Annotated in this window: 20 protein-coding genes; 11 read left to right on the top strand and 9 right to left on the bottom strand. The window is 72.8% G+C overall.

Going from position 1 to position 18,526, the window contains the following annotated elements; translation table 11 throughout:
- Window positions 1-72: 72 nt before the first annotated feature.
- From RB146_07165 to RB146_07130, 8 genes are all read right to left on the bottom strand, one after another.
- The gene (locus RB146_07165) at window positions 73-1,353 is read right to left on the bottom strand and encodes an MFS transporter (GenBank protein MDQ7828757.1); all 1,281 of its coding nucleotides are present in this window, start codon (window positions 1,351-1,353) and stop codon (window positions 73-75) included.
- Entirely contained in the window at window positions 1,350-1,571 is a 222-nt protein-coding gene (locus RB146_07160) for a helix-turn-helix domain-containing protein (GenBank protein MDQ7828756.1), read from the bottom strand. Before RB146_07160 ends, RB146_07165 begins: the two co-directional genes overlap by 4 nt.
- Complete coding sequence (locus RB146_07155) at window positions 1,568-2,632, bottom strand: metalloregulator ArsR/SmtB family transcription factor (GenBank protein MDQ7828755.1); 1,065 nt, start codon at window positions 2,630-2,632, stop codon at window positions 1,568-1,570. The genes RB146_07160 and RB146_07155 overlap by 4 nt, the downstream gene beginning before the upstream one ends.
- Window positions 2,633-2,780: 148 nt before the next feature.
- Entirely contained in the window at window positions 2,781-3,338 is a 558-nt protein-coding gene (locus RB146_07150; GenBank protein ID MDQ7828754.1) for a cob(I)yrinic acid a,c-diamide adenosyltransferase, read from the bottom strand.
- Window positions 3,335-5,467 (bottom strand): S9 family peptidase, encoded by a 2,133-nt coding sequence (locus RB146_07145; GenBank protein MDQ7828753.1) that lies wholly within the window; start codon window positions 5,465-5,467, stop codon window positions 3,335-3,337. The genes RB146_07150 and RB146_07145 overlap by 4 nt, the downstream gene beginning before the upstream one ends.
- A gap of 20 nt (window positions 5,468-5,487) precedes the next feature.
- Window positions 5,488-6,231 carry a metallophosphoesterase family protein gene (locus tag RB146_07140; protein MDQ7828752.1) on the bottom strand — a complete coding sequence of 248 codons (744 nt, stop codon included), beginning with the start codon at window positions 6,229-6,231 and terminating at the stop codon, window positions 5,488-5,490.
- Window positions 6,232-6,241: 10 nt separating this feature from the next.
- Window positions 6,242-6,931: a hypothetical protein gene (locus RB146_07135; GenBank protein ID MDQ7828751.1), complete on the bottom strand. Its 690-nt coding sequence runs from the start codon at window positions 6,929-6,931 to the stop codon at window positions 6,242-6,244.
- 137 nt (window positions 6,932-7,068) lie between these two features.
- Window positions 7,069-7,479, bottom strand: a complete 411-nt coding sequence (locus RB146_07130; GenBank protein ID MDQ7828750.1) for a hypothetical protein — start codon at window positions 7,477-7,479, stop codon at window positions 7,069-7,071.
- A gap of 173 nt (window positions 7,480-7,652) precedes the next feature.
- Here RB146_07130 and RB146_07125 point away from each other — a divergent pair, with 173 nt between their 5' ends.
- On the top strand, window positions 7,653-7,799 hold the full coding sequence (locus RB146_07125; GenBank protein ID MDQ7828749.1) for a hypothetical protein: 147 nt from the start codon (window positions 7,653-7,655) through the stop codon (window positions 7,797-7,799).
- Between the two features lie 108 nt (window positions 7,800-7,907).
- Entirely contained in the window at window positions 7,908-9,311 is a 1,404-nt protein-coding gene (locus tag RB146_07120; protein MDQ7828748.1) for an FAD-dependent oxidoreductase, read from the top strand.
- 7 nt (window positions 9,312-9,318) lie between these two features.
- Here RB146_07120 and RB146_07115 read toward each other — a convergent pair whose 3' ends face one another.
- Window positions 9,319-9,504, bottom strand: a complete 186-nt coding sequence (locus RB146_07115) for a hypothetical protein (GenBank protein MDQ7828747.1) — start codon at window positions 9,502-9,504, stop codon at window positions 9,319-9,321.
- A 201-nt stretch (window positions 9,505-9,705) separates the two neighbouring features.
- Between RB146_07115 and RB146_07110 the strand changes: the two genes are divergently transcribed.
- The 9 genes from RB146_07110 to RB146_07070 all read left to right on the top strand — a co-directional run.
- Window positions 9,706-10,500, top strand: coding sequence for an IclR family transcriptional regulator (locus RB146_07110; protein MDQ7828746.1), 795 nt, complete (start codon window positions 9,706-9,708; stop codon window positions 10,498-10,500).
- 3 nt (window positions 10,501-10,503) lie between these two features.
- Window positions 10,504-11,436 (top strand): hypothetical protein, encoded by a 933-nt coding sequence (locus tag RB146_07105; GenBank protein MDQ7828745.1) that lies wholly within the window; start codon window positions 10,504-10,506, stop codon window positions 11,434-11,436.
- Window positions 11,433-12,998, top strand: coding sequence for a xylulokinase (xylB, locus tag RB146_07100; protein ID MDQ7828744.1), 1,566 nt, complete (start codon window positions 11,433-11,435; stop codon window positions 12,996-12,998). Before RB146_07105 ends, xylB begins: the two co-directional genes overlap by 4 nt.
- A gap of 72 nt (window positions 12,999-13,070) precedes the next feature.
- Window positions 13,071-14,504, top strand: coding sequence for an extracellular solute-binding protein (locus tag RB146_07095; protein MDQ7828743.1), 1,434 nt, complete (start codon window positions 13,071-13,073; stop codon window positions 14,502-14,504).
- 55 nt (window positions 14,505-14,559) lie between these two features.
- Complete coding sequence (locus tag RB146_07090) at window positions 14,560-15,441, top strand: sugar ABC transporter permease (GenBank protein ID MDQ7828742.1); 882 nt, start codon at window positions 14,560-14,562, stop codon at window positions 15,439-15,441.
- Window positions 15,431-16,327: a carbohydrate ABC transporter permease gene (locus tag RB146_07085; protein MDQ7828741.1), complete on the top strand. Its 897-nt coding sequence runs from the start codon at window positions 15,431-15,433 to the stop codon at window positions 16,325-16,327. Before RB146_07090 ends, RB146_07085 begins: the two co-directional genes overlap by 11 nt.
- 45 nt (window positions 16,328-16,372) lie before the next feature.
- Window positions 16,373-17,209 (top strand): SDR family oxidoreductase, encoded by an 837-nt coding sequence (locus RB146_07080; protein MDQ7828740.1) that lies wholly within the window; start codon window positions 16,373-16,375, stop codon window positions 17,207-17,209.
- The gene (locus RB146_07075; GenBank protein ID MDQ7828739.1) at window positions 17,206-17,973 is read left to right on the top strand and encodes a creatininase family protein; all 768 of its coding nucleotides are present in this window, start codon (window positions 17,206-17,208) and stop codon (window positions 17,971-17,973) included. Before RB146_07080 ends, RB146_07075 begins: the two co-directional genes overlap by 4 nt.
- A 26-nt stretch (window positions 17,974-17,999) precedes the next feature.
- On the top strand, window positions 18,000-18,526 hold a 527-nt coding region (locus RB146_07070; GenBank protein MDQ7828738.1), incomplete at its 3' end, for a bifunctional 4-hydroxy-2-oxoglutarate aldolase/2-dehydro-3-deoxy-phosphogluconate aldolase.

The following is an 18,526-nucleotide window of genomic DNA, read 5'->3' as shown; positions in this document are numbered from 1 at the left end:
TTTCGGCGGGAGGCGGCGGAACTCCTCCTGCCCCGACCGGTGGGGTCAGGGAGGCTCCCCGGGACCCGGGGGTCAGGCGGCGGGGTGGGAGGGGGCCCGGTCTCGCGGGTCCGGCCGGGCGGAGGTCGGTGCGGGCGTAGCGGCCATGCCGCCCGGGGCCTGCACCAGCAGCGCCACGGCCACCACGATGACGAGCCCGGTGAGGGCGATCGCCCGGGGCGCGCCCAGCAGGTCGCCCAGCGCGCCCGAGAGCAGGCTGTTGAGGGGACCGCTGCCGATGAGGGCCAACGAGTAGACGCTCATCACCCGCCCGCGGAGCGCATCCGGGGCGGTGAGCTGCACCGTGGCGTTGGCGGAGGAGAGGAAGGCGATGATCCCTGCCCCGGTGGCCAGGGCGCACAGCGCGGAGAGGGCGAAGAGCCGCGAGAAGGCGAAGCCCACCAGGGCGGCACCGGCCACCGTGCCCGTGGCCAGCAGGCGGCGCCCCGGCTGGGCCGGCCGCCCCAGGTGGGCCACGGTGAGGGCGCCGAGGGTGGCGCCCACGCCCACCATCCCCAGCAGGACGCCGTTCTCGGCCGGCCCGCCGCCCAGCACGCGGGAGGCCATCACCGGCATGAGCACCAGGTAGCTGAAGCCGAAGGTGCCCATCACCGCCACGGCCAGTATGACCGTGCGCACCAGGCGCGTCTCCCAGACGTAGGTCAGCCCCGCGCGCAGGTCCGACCAGACGGTGGCGCGCACCGCACCGTTGGATTCACCGGGGACGTCCATGATGGCCAGCGCGTAGAGGATGGCCCCGTAGCTCACGGTGTTGAGGAGGAAGGCGGCCTCGGGCCCGGCGGCGGCGTACAGGAGCCCGCCGACGGGCGGCCCGACGATGCGCGAGGCGTTCCACACGAGCGAGTTCAGGCCGACGGCGTTGGGCACGTCCTCGGGGGCGACCAGCCGGGGGATGAGGGAGTGGCGGGTGGGCGCGTCCACCGCCATGAGCACGCCGTTCGCGAACGCCAGCAGGTAGACGTGCTCCACCCGCAGCGCCCCGAGCCAGGTCAGCGCCGTGAGCACGCCGGCGGAGACCATGAAGAGCCCCTGCGTGACCAGCAGCAGGCGCCGGCGGTCCAGCCGGTCCGCCACCACCCCGCCCAGGAGGGCCAGGAACGTGCTCGGCAGCGTGAAGAAGAACATCGGCAGGCTCGTGGCCAACGGAGAGCGCGTCAGCTCCCACACCAGGTAGGCCTGCGCCGTGCTCTGGGCCCACGTCCCCACCAGGGAGACGATCGCCCCCGTCCAGTAGAGGCGGAAGTTGCGCCAGCGGAAGGCGCTGAAGGTGCGCGTGCGGGCCAGCGCGATCATCGGGGCGCCTCCGCTCCCGGCCCGCCCACCCGGCGCGCCTGGAGGAACGCCTCTACGTCCGACCGCAGCAGGCGGTACACCTTGCCCAGCCGCACGGCGGGGAGCAGTCCCTCGCGGATGTACCGGTAGAGGGTGGCCCGGTGGATCTGCAGGTACTCGGCAGCCTGCTCGACGGTGAGCACCTCCAGCTCCAGCGAAGGCCCCGGGGGCACGGTCATTGCACCGCCTCCGCGTGCAGGAAGTCCCACCAGCGCCGCTCTGCCTCCCGCACCGCCTCCGGCCGCAGGCGGTAGTAGCGGAGGTTGTCCCGCTCCACCGCCTGCACCAGGTGGGCGGCCCGCAGCTGGGCCAGGTGGTGCAGGGCGGTGACGTGGGAGACGCCGAGGGCGTTGGCGATCTCCTGCACGTACATCTCGCGCTCGCTGAGCAGGCGGAGGATGCGCAGGCGGGTCTCGTCGGCCAGCGCCTTGTACAGCCGCACCAGCTCCTGCGGCGGGCGGGCCTCCCGCTCGCGGCCGTCGGGGAGCTCGATGGGGTAGATGAAGACGCGCACCCCGTGGTACTCGGTGAGGAGGTTGTACGGGCGGAAAAAGTAGGTGGGCGCCAGCAGCACCTGGGCGATCCCCGTCCCCGGCGCGATGACGAAACCGCCCGTCACCCGCTCCACCAGGTCGGCCGGGGCCAGCACGCCGGCGAGGGCCTGCCGCGCCGCCACGTCCGCGGCCAGCAGCGGCGCCACGCGCGCCTCCTCCCGGGCGTAGACCCGCGTGTAGAAGGCGCGCAGGAGGCGCAGCAGCCGCGCGTGCACCGCCGCCGGGCCGGCGGCGAGCAGCCGGCGCACCGCGTCCGGGTCGTACTCCCGGGGGAAGGCGGCCACCACCGCCTCCAGCGCGGCGCGGTCGCCCTGGATGGCCTGGCGCAACGGCGGCAGCAGCGGGCGCACGGCGGTAGGCCCGCCCAGCATCCGCTCCACCAGGGACGGCGGGGAGAGCTGCCGCAGGCGCCGCAGGGCCGCGCGCACCGACAGCCCCGGCGTCTCCTCGAGGACGGCCAGCACCCCCAGCACGGGGCTGCGCGGCGGCAGGAGGAGTCCCGCGTCCGCCATCAGCCGTGGCCCCAGGGCGCGGCGGGCCGCGCGCACCCACGCCGGGTCGACGTCGAAGCCGCGCTCCGGCGTCCAGTGGCGCACCAGGTACAGCGCCGCCAGGAAGTCGTAGACGGGGCTGGGGTCGAAGCGGACGTGCAGGGCGCTCTGGGCGGTGAGGTCGATGACGCGCAATGTAAGCTCCAGGCTACGGACTATGTTTAGGATAGGCTACATCACGTGTTCGGTCAACCGGTGCGCGTCACGGAAGAGATCCCCAGATCCCACAAGCGCGGCCGATGTGGAGAGCCCCGGTCGATGCCGCGCTGGCGGCCTGCGCATACTAGCCCGCGTCCTTGTCCCAGGGCGTCTCCGGCCGTCCCGCCGCCTGGTTGACGGCGCGGGCCAGCACGAAGAGCAGGTCGGAGAGGCGGTTCAGGTAGCGGAGGACCTCCGGGTTCAGGGGCTCCGCGCGCGCCAGGGCCACGACGCGCCGTTCGGCCCGCCGGGCCACGGTGCGGGCCACGTGGAGCAGGCTGCCAGCCGGGCTCCCGCCGGGCAGGATGAAGACCCGCAGCGCGGGCAGCTCCGCCTGCACCGCGTCGATCAGGTGCTCCAGCGCGCCGACGTCGTCCGCCGTGCAGGGGCGCACGCCTGCGGCGGCCGGATCCGGTGCGGCGATCTCCGCCCCCAGGGCGAAGAGGCGGTGCTGCACCTGCTCCAGCGCGCGCGTCACCGCGGGCGGGGCATCTCCGAGAAAGGCCCGCGCCGCGCCGATGGCGGAGTTCAACTCGTCGAGCGTACCGTAGGCCTCCACCCGCGGGTCGTCCTTGGGGACGCGGCGCCCGCCGATGAGGCCGGTCTCGCCGGCGTCCCCGGTCCGGGTGTAGAGGCGGGTCATCCCTGTACCGATCCCGCCTCCATCCCCGGCGTCCCGGCCAGCTCGCGCACCGGGGCGGGCACCGGCTCGCGGCCCAGGTGGTCGGCGAACCAGCGCACGACCCACCGGAGGTGCTCCAGGCGGTGGTGGGGCTTGCCCTTGCGCGTGAGGTCGTGGCTCTCCTCGGGGAAGCGGACGAAGACGACCGCCTTCCCCTGCTTCTTCAGGGCGGCGAAGAGCTGCTCCGCCTCGCCGATGGGGCAGCGGTAGTCCTCCTCGGCGTGGAGGATGAGCAGCGGCGTGGTGATGCGGTCGACGTAGGCCAGCGGCGAGCGCTCCCAGTAGAAGGTCGGCGCCTCCCACAGGTCGCCGGGGAACTCCCACATCCCCTTCATGTAGGCCAGGTCGCTCGTCCCCCACTGGCTGGTGTGGTTGGCGATGGAGCGCATCGTCACCGCGGCCTTGAAGCGGTCGGTGTGGCCGATGATCCAGTTCGTCATGAAGCCACCGTAGGAGCCCCCCGCCACGCCCAGGCGCTCCGGGTCGAGGTAGGGGAAGCGGGCCAGGGCGGCGTCCACGCCCCGCATGATGTCCTCGTAGTCCTTGCCGCCCCAGTCGTGCCGGGTGGCCGCGGCGAAGGTCTGGCCGTAGCCCTGGCTGCCGCGCGGGTTGGTGTAGACCACCGCGAACCCTTCGGCGGCCAGCACCTGGAACTCGTGGAAGAACCCGTACCCGTAGGCGGCGTGCGGGCCGCCGTGGATCTGCAGGATGGTGGGGTAGCGGCGGCCGGGCTGGCGCTCCACGGGCGGCAACACCCACCCCTCCACACGCCAGCCGTCGGCGCCCTCGTACTCGAACCGCTCCGGACGGCTCAGCGCCACGTCCGCCAGCACCTGGCGGTTGACGTCGGTGAGGCGCCGCCAGGAGGCGCGGGCCGGCCGCGCCGCCCCGTCCACCGTACCCAGGTCGGCCAGCCAGAGGTCGCCGGGCGTCACGACGTCGGAGAGCGCCACGACGAGCTGTCGGCACGCCGGGTCGAGGGCGTACTGGAAGATCTCGTGGTCGCCCTCGGTGAGGAAGTGCACGACGCCGTCCTCCAGGGAGACGGCGGCCACCTGGCAGGTGGGGCCGAGCCCGATCAGGCAGAAAAGGAAGCGGCCGTCGGGGGACCATACCGGGCGGCCGGGGACGGGGTGGGCCCGCATGTCGGTGAGGATGTGGTGGCCGACGTAGCGGTCCAGCGGGCCGGTGAGGTTGCGGGGCGGGCCGCCCGCCACCTCCACCACCCACAGCTGCGGGCTCGTCGCCGTCATGTGGCTGTTGTCGTGGCCGATGTAGGCGATGCGGCGGCCGTCGGGCGACCAGGCGGGCAGCGCGCACGGCCCCAGCGACGGGGTGAGGCGCCGCGGCTCCCCACCCGCGGCCGGCACCACCCACACGTCGGTGACGTTGGTGAGGTCGACGTCTGGCGAGCGGTTGGCCACGAAGGCCAGCCACCGCCCGTCGGGCGACCACGCCGGGTCGCGGTGGTCGTAGTCGCCGCCGGTGACGGCACGCGCCTCCCCGCCGTCCGCCGGCACCACAAAGATCTGGCGGTAGCGTCCGTCCCAGAACCCCTCGCCGTCCATCTTGTAGCGCAGGCGGGTGATGACCCGCACGGCGCTGCGCGGCTCTTCAGCGCAGGGGACCTTGCCGACGAAGGCCAGCGCCTGCCCGTCCGGCGCCCACACCGGATCCTGGGGATCGTAGTCGGCCGCGGTGACGCGGCGCGCCTCGCCGCCCGTCGCGGGGATCACCCAGAGGTGGCGCGGCCGCCGGCTGCCGGGCGGCGGAGTGCCCGTGGGACGGTCCGACAGGAAGGCGATGCGGCTGCCGTCCGGCGACCAGCGCGGCGTGTGGTCGCGCTGCCGCCCCTGGGTGAAGGGCACCGCCTCGCACCCGCCGGGGTGGACCAGGTAGAGGTGCGAGACGTAGTCGGGGGGCTCGGGCCTGCCGCCGTCCGCGGGCGGCGACGGGGTCTCGATGCGGGTCAGCGTGAAGGCCACCGCCGTCCCGTCGGGCGCCACCGCCGGGTCGCTCACCCAGCGCAGCCGCAGCAGGTCGTCGATGGTGATCCGCCGCGTCGCCGCGGCCCCGTCGGTCGTGGGCATCCCGGTCCTCCTTCCTGCGCTCACCGACCGTAGCGCAGCCGCTCGGCCAGCACCTCCGGCAGGCCCACGGCGCGCATCCGCTCCTGTGTGACCTCGATCGGGTACTCTACCCGGATGAGGATGACCGCAGGCCCCTCGCTGTCCAGCAGGACGTACGCCGCCCGCGGGTCGCCGTCGCGCGGCTGCCCCACGCTCCCCACGTTGATCAGGTAGCGCACCCCCGGCTGCAGGACGACGGGGGTGTCGACCGGGAAGGGCGCCGCCCCCACCGTCTCGCCCCGGGCCAGGAAGAGCGCCGGCACGTGCGTGTGGCCCACGAAGGCCACGGCGAAGGAGCGCTCGCGGAAGTTCTCCTCGGCCGTGGCCTGGTCCAGCACGTACTCCTGGATGGGATCCCGGGGACTGCCGTGCACCGCCAGGAAGGGCACAGTGCCGTCCGCCACCCACTCGTGGGGCAGCGCCGTCAGGTAGTCCCGCACGCCGGGGCGCAGGGCCTGCTGGGTCCAGCGAATGGCCTCCTGGGCGTAGGGGTTGAAGTAGGTGATGTCCACCTTGCCCACCGCGGCCCAGTCGTGGTTCCCTGCCACCGCGCGTCCGTCGACGAGCGGCCGCAGGCGGTCGACGCACTCGTTGGGGCTGGGCCCGTACCCGACGAAGTCCCCCAGGCAGACGATGCGCTCGCACCCGCGCCGGCGGGCATCCCCCAGCGTCGCCTCCAGCGCCTCCAGGTTGGCATGGACGTCGGAGAGGATGGCGATGCGCACGACCGCAGGCTCAGTCGGGCAGGAGCCGCACGCCGCGGTTCCCCGTCGGGACAGGCAGGAGACAGACGTAGGCGTAGAGGGCCGCGGCCAGCGCTGCCAGGAGGAGCCCGCCCACCGGCAGGCCCAGCGCCCCCGCCCCGCGCTCGACCAGGCCGAGCGCCGTCTGGGCCAGGACGACGACGAGGAAGGTGGCGCCGAAGCGGCCGCGCGCGGTGGCCCAGGCGAGCCAGGCCGTGGTGGCGGTGTGGGCCAGGACTGGGAAGAGGCGCAGCGCCACCGCCAGGACCGCCGAGCCGACCGAGCTGACCGGCAGCGTGCTGGCGGCCAGGGTGAGCGCGATGATGAGCTGCGCACCGACGAGCCCGAACCCCGCGCCCACGGACGCACCGTAGACGAACCACTCGTCCGCCGGAGTAGGCTGGGCATGGCCGAGGACCAGCACGGGAGCGATCTTGAGCGCCTCACCGAGCGCGGCCAGGACGAAGAGGTGGATGACCAGCCCGGTGCCGACGTCGGGGATGCCGAAGGTGACAGCGACGGGCGCCCAGAGGGCACGGCCGGCCCATTGGGTGATGAAGGAGGTCAGCCCTCCGACCGCCACGAGGACCCAGACAGTGGGCTGTCGCAGGGCGCTGCGCAGGATGGGGAGGAGACCGGCTACCGCGAAGGCCGCCGCGATCAGCCAGGCGAGGACCGGCATGTGGACCTCCGACGGTCGCTAGGGCTCGGTCCATTCTACCGGAGGGGTCCCAGTGGGTCAATTTACCGTGCGGCGCCGCGCGGTCGTGGGCGAAACTCCGTGGGAACTCCGGAGGCACCCGGGGAGCGCGGGCGCCGCTAACGTCCGAAGGCTCCCGTCATCCAGGCCCGCAGGATCAGCGCACCTTCCGTGAGGCAGACGAGCGCCATGACGCGCGCTTCGCGGAAGGGCTCGCCTACCGCGCGTCGCCGCAGCCAGCCGCCGGGACGCAACCCGTACTGCACCACAGCCCCCACGGCGACCAGCACGCCGTAGAGCAGGTGGAGCGCCGTGCGCGGCCGCGCCCCACCGGCCACGAGCGCCAGACCGACGGCAGCCTGCACGGCCAGCAGGGCGAGCAGGACCAGCAGGGCGGCCCAGAAGAGCGCCGGGAGCGTGCGCCGCCCCGCCAGGGCCGCCAGGCCGGCTAGGAGGGCCAGGACCAGGTTGCCGATGGCAGGGAGCCACACGAGCAGCGCGGTGCCGTGCAGGGCGAGAAGAGTGCTCATGGCGCCCGCACAGTACGACGCGCCCGGCCGAGGCTCCTTCGGCGGAGCGGCACTCTGCAGGGGGGCTGGCTGCAGCGTCCGCTGTCGGCCCGGCGGCACGGGTGCGTGCTCCCGTAGGCCTGGGGGAAGGTGGAGGCCTATGCCGCCTGGGACACGACGACGGGCAGCACGGCGTGCGGATCGCCGTGGTGGACACCGGGGTGGACAACAGCCACGAGGACCTGCCGGCCGTCGTCGCGCAGCGGGACTTCGTGAACAACGACAGCAACGCCGAGGACGACAACGGCACGGCACCCACGCCGGGCGGATCGGTGCGCTGACCAACAGCGGCACCGGGGTCGCTGTGTCCGGAGCCGGATGAGACCGCCGATCCGATCCCGGGACGGCGCTGAAGGGCCTCGCGCCTCTCGGTGCAAAACTTGATAGGCGTGTGCCGGTCCGTCCGGGTCCACCGCCCCCTGGGGCTGTGCGCGGCGCTGCTCCTGCTGGCGACGCCGCTGGCGGCCGCGCCGCCGCGGACCATCACCGTTGACGTGCTGGTGGTCGGCGCCACGCCGGCGGGGATCGCCGCCGCCGCGGCGGCCGCGCGCGCCGGCAGCCGGGTGCACCTCGTCGAGGCCCTCCCCAAGATGGGCGGCGTCATCACCTGGGCCTGGCTCACCACCTTCGACATGAACCTGACGCCCGACGGCGCCCACCTCACCCGCGGCATCTTCTGGGAGTACTACCAGCAGCTCGGCCTGAGCTTCGACCTGGAGGAGGCGGTGGAGAAGCTCACCTGGGCGGTCTACCGGGAGCCGCTCGTCGGCTCCACCACCAACGCCCCGCTGCGGCGCCTCCTGCAGGACGGGACGCGACTGCTCGGGGCGGAGTTCGACGACCGTGACTGGCGCCGCACCCTCACCGTGCGCGCCCGGCAGGTCATCGACGCCACCGACGACGCCGACGTTGCCGCAGCGGCGGGGGTGCCGGTGGTGCTGGGTCGGCCCGGCCCCGACGGCGCGGTGTGGATGCAGGCGGCCACCCTGATCTTCCGCGTGCGCGGCGTGGACTGGGCCGCGCTCGTCGCCGACCTCACCCGGCGCAAGGCGACCGGGGCGGAGCCGGCCGCCTGGGGCGTCAATGGGAAGGCTGCCTGGGGCTACGGTGAGGTGGGACGGCGCTACCGGCCCAGCCAGCCCGACGTGGCGCTGCTCGGCCTCAACCTGGCGCTCCAGCGGGACGGCACCGTCCTCATCAACGCCCTGCAGATCTTCCACGTGAACGGCCTGGTGCCGGCGTCGGTCGAGCAGGGGATGGCCAGGGCGCGGCGCGAACTGCCCCACGTGGTCGCCCACCTGCGCGAGCACGTGCCGGGCTTCGCCCAGGCCGAGCTCGTCGACCACGCGCCGATGCTCTACATCCGGGAGACCCGGCACATGGGCGGCCGCTACACCCTCACCGCCGAGGACATCATCGCCGGCCGGCCCTTCCCCGACCGCATCGCCGTCGCCTCTTACCCCATCGACATCCACCCCTACGTCCCGGGGTGGGTGAACCCCTACCCGCCGGTGCGCTACGTCTACGGGATCCCGCTGCGGACGCTCATTCCGCGCGGGGTGGACAACCTGCTGGTGGCCTCGCGCGCCTTCTCCGCCACTTCGGAAGCGGCGGGGTCGGCGCGGGTCGTCCCCACCACCATGGCGATGGGCCAGGCGGCCGGGGTGACGGCGGCGGTCTGTGCCAGGCGCCGCTGCACCCCCGCCGAGGTAGTCCGCCGGCCGGAGCTCTTCACCGAGGTGACCCGGATCCTCAAAGCCCAGGGCGCCTACCTGGGCGACGGCGAGCGGTGATCCCGGCTCAGTACCCCTTCCAGCCGGCCTCCGCCCAGATGGTGACCTGGGGCGCGCCGTCGAACATCGAGGCGATGCGTTCATCCACCGCAGGGTTCCCCATCAGGATCTGCAGTTCTTCCAGGCTCTCCCACCGACCGATGGCCAGAAACTCGCGGGGGTGACCCCGCGGCCGCAGGCACCCGGAAGCCACCGCCCCTGCAGTATCAGGTTCATCACGGCCTTCATGAACCCCAATTTGCTCCTCCGCCTCCGGGCTCCCCTCAAGGATCGCCGCATCGTAAGAGCTCATACGGGAGGGGATGGACGGGGTACCCGCGAAAACGTCGTTGGTTCCATTATTTGGATCAAGGTCCGCATTATGAAACACCCGCGAGTGGATGAGGTCAAGTCGTTGAGCCGGGCCCTCCACCTACTGGAGGCCCTGAGGGGCGGTGCCGAGGGGTTGTCCCTGTCCGACCTGGCGGCCCGGACCGCGCTGCCGAAAGGGACGGCCCACCGGCTCCTGCGCACCCTCACTCGGCACGGGTTCGTCGAGCAGCGCGACGGTCGCTACCGGGTGGGCGTGAAGGCGTTCGTGGTCGGGAATGCATTCCTGGCCCACCTCGACCTGCGCACGCGGGCCCTGCCTCACCTGGTGGCCCTGCGGAATGAGAGCGGCGAGTCTGTCCAGCTGGCCGTCTTCGAAGACCTGCAGGTGGTGTACATCGAGCGGGTCCTCTCCCGCTTCCCCGTCGCCTACATGAAGTCCCGCGTGGGCGCGATGCTGCCGGCCTACTGCACCGGCCTGGGCAAAGCGCTCCTGGCCTTCTCGCCCCCGGGGACGCTGGAGACCTACCTGCAGCGCGTCCCCCTTCGGCGCCTGACGCCGTACACCATCACCGACCCTCGGCGGCTCGGCCGGGAGCTCGAGGCCGTGCGGCGGCTGGGCTACGCCGTCGACCGGGGCGAACGGGAAGTCTCGGTCCGCTGCATCGCCGCGCCGGTCTTCAACCATGAGGGCGCCGCCGTGGCCGCCGTGAGCGTCGCCGGGCCCGCCGACCGGATGCCCTGGCCCCTGGAGGGGAGCCCGTTGGCCGGGCGCGTGGTGGCCACCGCCCGGGCGATCTCGGCCGACATCGGCTACAGCCCGCCCCCTGTCCATCCGCAGCCGACGGCGGTGGCGCGCCTCCCGCGGTCCGGCGCCTGAGCGATGCCGCGGACGCTCCCCACCGTCCTGGGCGACGTAGCCGTGACCGACCTCGGCGTTGTGGACTACCACGAGCACCTCTACGTCGATCCCCCGGCCTGGCTCCACCGCCTGGATCCCGACTTCGCCCTGCGCGACGAGCGGCGCAGCGCCGAGGAGCTGGCCCGCTGGGCAGCCGCCGGCGGCCGCACCCTGATCGAGATGACCGCTGCGGACTTCGGGCGGGACGTCGAAGCCGTGCGGCGCATCGCCGAGCGCGTTCCCCAGGTGCACGTGCTGGTCACGACCGGCTTCAACCGGCCCTGGTACATGGGCCGCTGGGTCTACGAACTCGACGAAGCGGCGACGGTGCGCCTCCTGGTCCGGGAGCTGACGGAGGGGATCGGCCGCACCTCCATTCGCGCGGCCGTCATCAAGGCCGGCACGGAGTACAACTGCCTCGACGAGGCCGGGCGGAAGCTCCTGCGCCTGGCGGCGGCGGCCCACCGCGAGACAGGCGCCCCACTGATCACGCACACGACGGGCGGCACCATGGGGCCCGAGCAGGTGGCGTACCTCGTCGAGCACGGGGTGGTGCCCCACCGCATCTGCCTGAGCCACATGGATCGCCTCCCCGACCCCGTGGTCCACGCGTCGGTGGCCCGGGCGGGCGCCTACCTGGGGTACGACTGCGCCGGCAAGGCCAAGTACGGCACCGATGCCGCCCGCGTCGAGCTCATCCGCACGATGGTCGAGGCGGGATGGGGTCAGCGCATCCTGCTGGGCAACGACCTGGGCCGCCCGTCCTACTGGGTGAGCTACGGCGGCGGTCCCGGCCTGGACTACGTGCTCACCCGCTTCGTCCCCCGGCTGCGCGAGGCCGGCCTGCCCGACGGCGTCATCGACGATCTGCTCATCCACAACCCGCGCCGCTTCCTGGCAGGGGAGGAGACGTGAGCGCCGAGGCCACCGACACGTTCCTCCTCGGCATCGACCTGGGGACGTCCGCGGTCAAGGTGCTGGCGGTCACCCCGCGAGGGGAGATCCGCGGGCGGGCCGCTCGCCCCTACACGGTCACCTGGTTGGCTGAGGGACGGGCGGAACAGGACCCAGAGACCTGGTGGCAGGCGACGGTGGAGGCGGTCCGGGAGGCCCTGGCCCGGGCGAGCGCGGGATCGCGCGGCAGGGTCTCGGTGGCGGCCATCGGCCTAGCCGGCCAGGTGAACGGGGTCGTCCTGCTCGATAGCCGGGGACAGGTCCTCCGCCCGGCCATCATCTGGCTCGACCGGCGTGCCGCGGAGGAGGCCGAGGAGATCAATGCCCGCGCCGGCGACCTACTGGCGCAAGGGGCGCTGGGCCGGGCCGGCCCCATCCACACCGCGGCCAAGCTCCTGTGGCTCCTCCGCCATGAGCCGGGGACGATCGACCAGACCCGCGTCGTGCTGGCCCCCAAAGACTTCCTGGCCTACCGGCTCACCGGGCGCGCCGCGACGGACGTGACCGACGCTGCCGCGACGCTCATGCTCGACCTGCATCGTCGTGCCTGGCACGCTGCGCTCCTCCACCGTTTGGGGCTCCCGGCTCATCTGCTCCCGGAGGTCGTGGAGTCCCCGACGGTCATCGGCCCCCTGGTCGACGCCCAGGCCCAGGTGCTGGGGCTACCTCCCGGCGTGCCCGTCGTGGCCGGTGCAGGAGACATGGCCGCGATCACGGCGGGGACCGGGGTCATCAGCCCGGGGGTAGGGTGCATCATGGTCGGGACGGCGGGACAGATCGCCCTGGCCATGGCCGGCATCCCCATCACCACGGCGGACGGCGTCTGGGCCATGGCCGCCCCGCTGCCGGGAGCCTACTTCTGGCACGGGCTGGTCATGACCGCCGGCCACTGCCTCACCTGGCTGGCCGGGCTGATCGGGGGCGAGCTGGACCACCTCCTGACCGAGGCGGCGGAGGTCCCCCCGGGGAGCGGCGGGTTGCTCTTCCTGCCCTTCCTCGACGGCGCGGCCACGCCCCACGCCGACCCGCATGCCCGTGCCGCCCTGGTGGGCGCCACCTCCACCCACGGGCGGCGAGAGGTCACCCGCGCCGTGCTGGAGGGGGTGGCATTCAACTTCCGGGAAGCGTTCGAGCAGTTCGCCGAGCTGGGACAGCGCGCCACGCACATCCGGCTGGGCGGAGGCGGTGCTCGCAGCCCGCTGTGGGCGCGGGTGCTGGCCGACGTGCTGGGAACGCCGATGGAGCTGTTGGCCGAGCACGATGCCTCAGCCCTGGGGGCGACGATCATCGCCGCCGTGGCCACAGGCGTCCACCGGGACTTCGCCGCCGCCTGTGGCGCCATGGTGCACTTCCAGGGTCTCGTCGCACCCGATCCGCAGGCGCAGCAAGCCTACGACCGCGTCTATGGCCTTTACCGGGGTCTCTACCACCGGCTCCGCGAGACCGCCCACGGGCTGGCGACCCTCGCCGCGGCAGCTCCGGCGCCGGGTGGCCCCGCCATGGTGCGATCCGGCACAGAGTGATGCCTCCGGCGCTCCCCCCGCGCAGGCGGGGGCCGCACGATCACGACCGGACCAGGAAGGGAGGGGAGAACGGTGTCGCATGACGAGAGGGTCGAGGAGGCACACGGAGGCGGGAAGGTCACCCGCCGCACATTCCTGAAGGTCGGCGCCGGCGTGGCCGGCGCCCTGGCCGGCGTGAGCACCGCCCACCGGTGGCCGGCCATCGCGCTGCAGCGTACGAAGACCGTCCGCGTGATTGCCTTCGCCCAGGGCTTCGCCTGGCCCGAGCTCTTCGGGCCGAAGGGGACCGAACGCACCGAGGCGCTCCGCGCCCTGGAGCGGGAGGTCGGCGCCACCATCCAGATCGAGTGGGGCGACGAGCTGGCCGTCCGCCAGAAGGTCCTGACGGACCTGATGTCGCGAACCGGTCGCTACGACGTCGTCCTGCTGGGCAGCGACGGTGCGGTGCAGACCTACGGGTATGCCGGGCTGCTGGAAGACCTGGAACGGTGGATGCGCCGCAGCCCGTCGAAGTACGTCAGCCTGAAGGACATCTACCCCAAGTACCTCGAGGCCAACCGCGTCGACGGCGTGCTCTACGGCCTCCCCTACTACTCGTTCGGCCCCGGCCTGATGTACCGTCGGGACATCTTCCGCCGCTACGGCCTGACGCCGCCCCGCACGACCCAGCAGCTCGAGGCCACGCTGCGCACGCTCAAGGAGCGCTTCCAGCAGGAGAAGGTGGACATGTTCCCGCTGACGATGCGCGGGGCCCCCGGGGAGGAACCCAGCCTCGACCTGCTCGGCTTCGTCTACGCCTACGCCGGCTACCCCGCCTGGTTCGAGGGCGGACCGCGCACGGCGGCCGAGATCCGCCGCCGGAAGGCCAAGCCGATCTTCACCGGCGACTTCAAGCCGGGCTTCACGGCCTTCGTCACCCTGCTGCGGAACTACGGCTCGCCGGCCGCCTCCACGCACACCTGGGTGGACATGCTCAACCTCTGGGACCAGGGCAAGGCCGCCGTCATGCTCCCCTCGGCCATCAACGCCTACCCGGCGCGCCTGGGCAGCAAGATCCCGGAGGTGCGGACGGAGAGCCGCCTGGCCCCCTCGCCCATCGGGCCGTCGGGGAAGATGATCCAGTCCTTCTGGACCTTCTCGCTGGGGCTCAGCCGCTTCTCGCGCAACAAGGAGGAGGCCTGGCAGACCCTGGCCTACCTGACCGGCAAGAAGGCGATGGAGGAGTTCTCCAGGCGGACCAAGTTCCCGTGGGTGACCATGCCGTCGCTGATGTACAGCCCGACCCTCGTAGAGACGTGGGGGCGAGAGGAGTTGAAGGTGTGGGAGGACGCCATCCTCAAGTCGGACCCCTTCTACTTCCCCTACTTCCCCGAGCTCAACGAGTTCATGGATAAGATCGGCACGGCGGCGTCGCGGGCCATCGCCGGGGCGAAGATCGACGACGTGCTGGCCGACCTCCAGACCTTCGCCCTCGAGCGCATGTTCCGGGCGGGGTACTACCGCTAGGACACGGGGGGGCGGGGAGCGCTCCCCGCCCCCGCCGGCGGCCCTGGAGGATGCGATGAGCGTACAGCCGGCCGCCCTCCACCGCGCCCCGGAGCGAGAGTGGCTCCCCCTGCTGGCCCCGGGCATCCTGGCCCTCGCGGCGGTCACGCTCTTCCCGGGGCTCTACCTGCTGTGGATGAGCACCCAGGGGCTCCAGGTGCAGGCCCCCGGAGGGTTCGTGGGGCTGGACAACTTCCGGCTGCTCCTGCGCTCGCCCGGCTTCCGGGAGGCGCTCGTGACGACGTTGATCTTCGTCACCGCCTCGACCGCGATCAGCCTTGGCTTGGGGCTGGCCCTGGCGCTGGCGCTCACCGAGGCGCTGCGGGGGCGCGGGCTGATGCGCACGCTCTTGACGCTGCCGCTGATCGTCCCGCCCGTGGTGGCCGGGTTCGCCTGGAAGTTCCTCTTCAGCAGCGACGTGGGCGTCATCGGGGCCTTCCTCCTCCCCCGCCTGGGGATCGGGGTGGCGCCCCTGGGCACGCCACGCCTGGCCATGGCGGCCGTGGTCGTGGCGGACATCTGGAGCAAGACCTCCTTCATGTTCCTCATTCTGCTGGCCGGGCTGCAGGCCATCCCCCCGTTCCTCTACGAGGCCGCCCGGATCGACGGGGCGGGCTTCTGGACAACGCTGCGCCTGATCACCCTCCCGCTGCTGCGCGGCGTGCTGGTGGTCGCGCTCATCCTGCGCGTGCTGGATGCCCTCAACACCTTCGACGTCATCTTCGTCATGACGCAGGGCGGTCCGGGCACCGCCACGCAGACGCTGACCATCCTGGGGTGGAAGATCGGCTTCACCTACTTCGACCTGGGCCAGGCGGCCGCGCTGGCGGTGTTCATGATGCTCCTCACGGTCGCGGGGGCCAGTGCCCTCATCCAGCGGACCCGCGATGCGGTCTGATCCCGCCGGCGCCGGACGCGCCGCAGTGCTCTCCCTGCCCCGCCAGGCCGCGGCCGACGTCGCCGCACAGATTCAGCGCCAGGCGGCCCGCCTCGGCCTCTACGCCTTCCTGGTCGGCTACCTGATCTTCATCCTCTTCCCGCTCCTCTGGCTGTGGCTCTCGTCGTTCAAGACCCGGCAGGACGCGCTGGCCGTGCCGCCGCGCCTGCTCTTCTCCCCGACCTGGGACGCGTGGGAGAAGGTCTTCACCGCCGGGATCCTCCAGCCGTTCGGCACCAGCGTCCTCGTGGCGACCAGCAACATCGTCGTGGCCCTAGGGCTGGCGTTGCCGACGGCCTACGCGCTGGCGCGGCTGCGGGGGCCGGGCAAGGAGCGCCTGGCCTTCTGGGTCCTCTCCACCCGCATGGCTCCGGCCTTCGGGGTCGTCGTCCCCGTCTACACGATGATGCGCCTCCTGGGGTTGCTGGACACCCGGCTGGCCGTCACCCTGGCCCACCTGGCCTTCAACCTGCCCTTTGCCATCTGGCTGCTCATGCGGTACTTCGAACACCTGCCGCCGGAGCTGGAGGAGGCGGCTCTGGTCGACGGGGCGACCCGATGGCAGGTCCTGCGCTTCGCCGTCATCCCTCCGGCGCTCCCCATGGTCGTGGCGGTGGCGATCCTCATCTTCGTCTTCTCGTGGAACGAGTTCGTCCTGGCCTTCATCCTTACGTCGACCGAGGCCCAGACCGTGCCGGCGCTGGTGGCCTCGCTGGCGGGGACCATGTCCTTCGACTGGCCGCTGATCTGCGCGGTCTCGTCCGGCGCCATGGCCCCGGCGTTTGGGCTGGTCTTCCTCGTCCAGCGCCACATCACGCAGGGGCTGACGCTGGGGGCCGTCCAATGAGGAACGGCGGCACGGCGGGGGACCGGACGGAGGGGCGGTGAGACGATGACGGGACGGCTGGCCGGGAAGGTCGCCCTCATCACCGGCACGGCCAGCGGGATCGGACGCTCCCTGGCACTGGCGTTCGCCGCCGAAGGGGCCCGGGTGGCCGGCGTGGACCTGCGCGGTGACGGCGCGGAGGCCACGGCCTCCGCGATTGCTGCGCGCGGCGGCGTCGCCCTGGGCCTGGCCGCCGACGTCACCGACCCCGAGCAGGTGCGCCGGGCCGTCCGGCGGACCGAGGAGACCCTGGGCCCCATCGACGTCCTGGTGAACAACGCGGGCGTCACGGACTCGGAGCACCGCCAGGTCAGCGACCTGCCCCTGGCGGTCTGGGAGCGGATCCTGCGGGTGAACGTCACCGGGGCCTTCCTGTGCGCCCAGGCCGTGATTCCCTCCATGCGCGCCCGGCGGCGGGGGAACATCATCAACGTCACTTCCCTGCTCGGCTGGTGGCGGATGGGCCAAGCGGGCGACGCCGCCTACTGCGCCTCCAAGGCCGCCCTGGAGGCGCTCACCGATGTGCTGGCCAAGGAACTCCGCCCGCACCGTATCAACGTGAACAGCCTCTGTCCGTTCACGAAGCTGGATACGGGCTTCTTCGCCCACCTGCCTGCGGAGGCGCGGACCGATCTCGACCCGCCGGAGGTCCTCCACGAGCCGGCCATCTTCCTGGCGGCCCTCGCCCCCGGGACGCTCACGGGGCTGTCGCTCTCGGACCTGTGGTGGCGGACGGTGCCGGCGTACCGCGCCGACCTGGAGACGGCCCATGCCGTCTACGCCCGGGGGGAGACGCAGCCGTCGACCACCCCGCCGTCCTCCTCCACACAGGAACGTCCATGACGCCGCGCTTCCTCGACGCCGCCACCGCCACCTGGGAGGAGGCCCGAGCCTACCTGGCGCGCGTGCCGGCGGCCATCCTCCCGCTGGGCGCCACCGAGCAGCACGGACCGCACCTGCCGCAGGCCACCGACACGATCCTGGCGGAGGCGATCTGCCGCCGCGTGGCCGAGCGCACAGCGGGGTACCTGCTGCCGGCTCTGCCCATCACCTACTCCTGGGTCTGGCGGACCTTCCCCGGCTCGCCCTGGATCGGCACCGCCACCTTCGCCCGGCTGATCGAGGATATCGTTCGGAGTCTGGAGCGCGGGGGGGTGCGGGCCATGCTCATCCTGAGCGGGCACGGCGCGAACCAGGCGCCGCTGAAGTACGTCGTGCGCGACCTGGCCGACAGCTCCCGCGTGGCCGTCCTCTACGGCACCTGCCTGGGGTGGGGGCAGGCGGTCCAGGAAGCGGAGAGCCCGCTCTGGCTGGGGGCGTACGAGCTACACGCCGAGGAGGTCGAGACCTCCTTGATGCTTGCGGTGCGCCCGGACCTGGTCCACCTGGATCGGGCGGTCCGCGACTACCCTCCGATTCCCCCCGACTATGGGAAGACGGTCACCAGCATGGGGGATCTGGCACAGACAGGGGTGTTCGGCGACGCCACCCGGGCCAGCCGGGAGAAGGGCGAGCGATGGCTCCAGCAGATCGTCGACGCCGTGGCCGACGCGTGGACCAGTTTCCTCCGGCGTCACGGCATCGTGCCCGAGGAGGCGCCCCGCTGACCGGAGCGGACCGGCCGACGGCGGCCGTGCTGCGGGAGGAACTGCTGGCCGACGGGCTGCTGGCCATCCTGCGGGGTTTCGACCGGGGCGGCGTGGCGACCATCGTCGATGCGCTCCTCCGCGCCGGGGTCCGCTTCGTCGAGGTCACGGTGGAACGGGGCGCCTTCGACCTGCTGGGCTGGCTCAGCGAGACCTATGCGCCCCACCTGCGGGTGGGGGCGGGCACCATCGTCACCGTCGAGGAGGCGCAGCGGGCCCTGCAGGCCGGCGCGCAGTACCTCGTCTCCCCCGGGTGGTTTCCCGATGTGGCTGAGGAGGCGCGACGAGCTGATGCGCTCTACCTGCCGGGCGTGACGACGCCGACGGAGGTGGGGCTGGCGCTGCGCTCGGGCATCGACCTCCAGAAGCTCTTCCCGGCCGGCCTGCTGGGGCCCGACTACCTGCGGGCGCTGCTGGGGCCGTACCCGCAGCTCAGGGCGGTGGCGGTGGGCAACATGACGCTGGATCGCATCGCTCCCATGGTGCGCGCCGGGGCGGTGGGCGTGGCCCTGGG

The organism is Armatimonadota bacterium (assembly GCA_031081585.1).
GTDB classification, from domain to species: domain Bacteria; phylum Sysuimicrobiota; class Sysuimicrobiia; order Sysuimicrobiales; family Humicultoraceae; genus Geohabitans; species Geohabitans tengchongensis.
The sequence above is the reverse complement of the archived record's forward strand: the minus strand, read 5'-3'. Positions and strand labels throughout refer to the sequence as shown.

Excerpts from the sequence above, each read along its gene's own strand:
- RB146_07075 (MDQ7828739.1), top strand. The coding sequence starts at position 17,206 with ATGACGCCGCGCTTCCTCGACGCCGCCACCGCCACCTGGGAGGAGGCC.
- RB146_07160 (MDQ7828756.1), bottom strand. The coding sequence starts at position 1,571 with ATGACCGTGCCCCCGGGGCCTTCGCTGGAGCTGGAGGTGCTCACCGTC.
- RB146_07165 (MDQ7828757.1), bottom strand. The coding sequence starts at position 1,353 with ATGATCGCGCTGGCCCGCACGCGCACCTTCAGCGCCTTCCGCTGGCGC.
- RB146_07090 (MDQ7828742.1), top strand. The coding sequence starts at position 14,560 with ATGAGCGTACAGCCGGCCGCCCTCCACCGCGCCCCGGAGCGAGAGTGG.
- RB146_07105 (MDQ7828745.1), top strand. The coding sequence starts at position 10,504 with ATGCCGCGGACGCTCCCCACCGTCCTGGGCGACGTAGCCGTGACCGAC.
- RB146_07085 (MDQ7828741.1), top strand. The coding sequence starts at position 15,431 with ATGCGGTCTGATCCCGCCGGCGCCGGACGCGCCGCAGTGCTCTCCCTG.
- RB146_07150 (MDQ7828754.1), bottom strand. The coding sequence starts at position 3,338 with ATGACCCGCCTCTACACCCGGACCGGGGACGCCGGCGAGACCGGCCTC.
- RB146_07135 (MDQ7828751.1), bottom strand. The coding sequence starts at position 6,931 with ATGCCGGTCCTCGCCTGGCTGATCGCGGCGGCCTTCGCGGTAGCCGGT.
- RB146_07130 (MDQ7828750.1), bottom strand. The coding sequence starts at position 7,479 with ATGAGCACTCTTCTCGCCCTGCACGGCACCGCGCTGCTCGTGTGGCTC.
- RB146_07080 (MDQ7828740.1), top strand. The coding sequence starts at position 16,373 with ATGACGGGACGGCTGGCCGGGAAGGTCGCCCTCATCACCGGCACGGCC.
- RB146_07145 (MDQ7828753.1), bottom strand. The coding sequence starts at position 5,467 with ATGCCCACGACCGACGGGGCCGCGGCGACGCGGCGGATCACCATCGAC.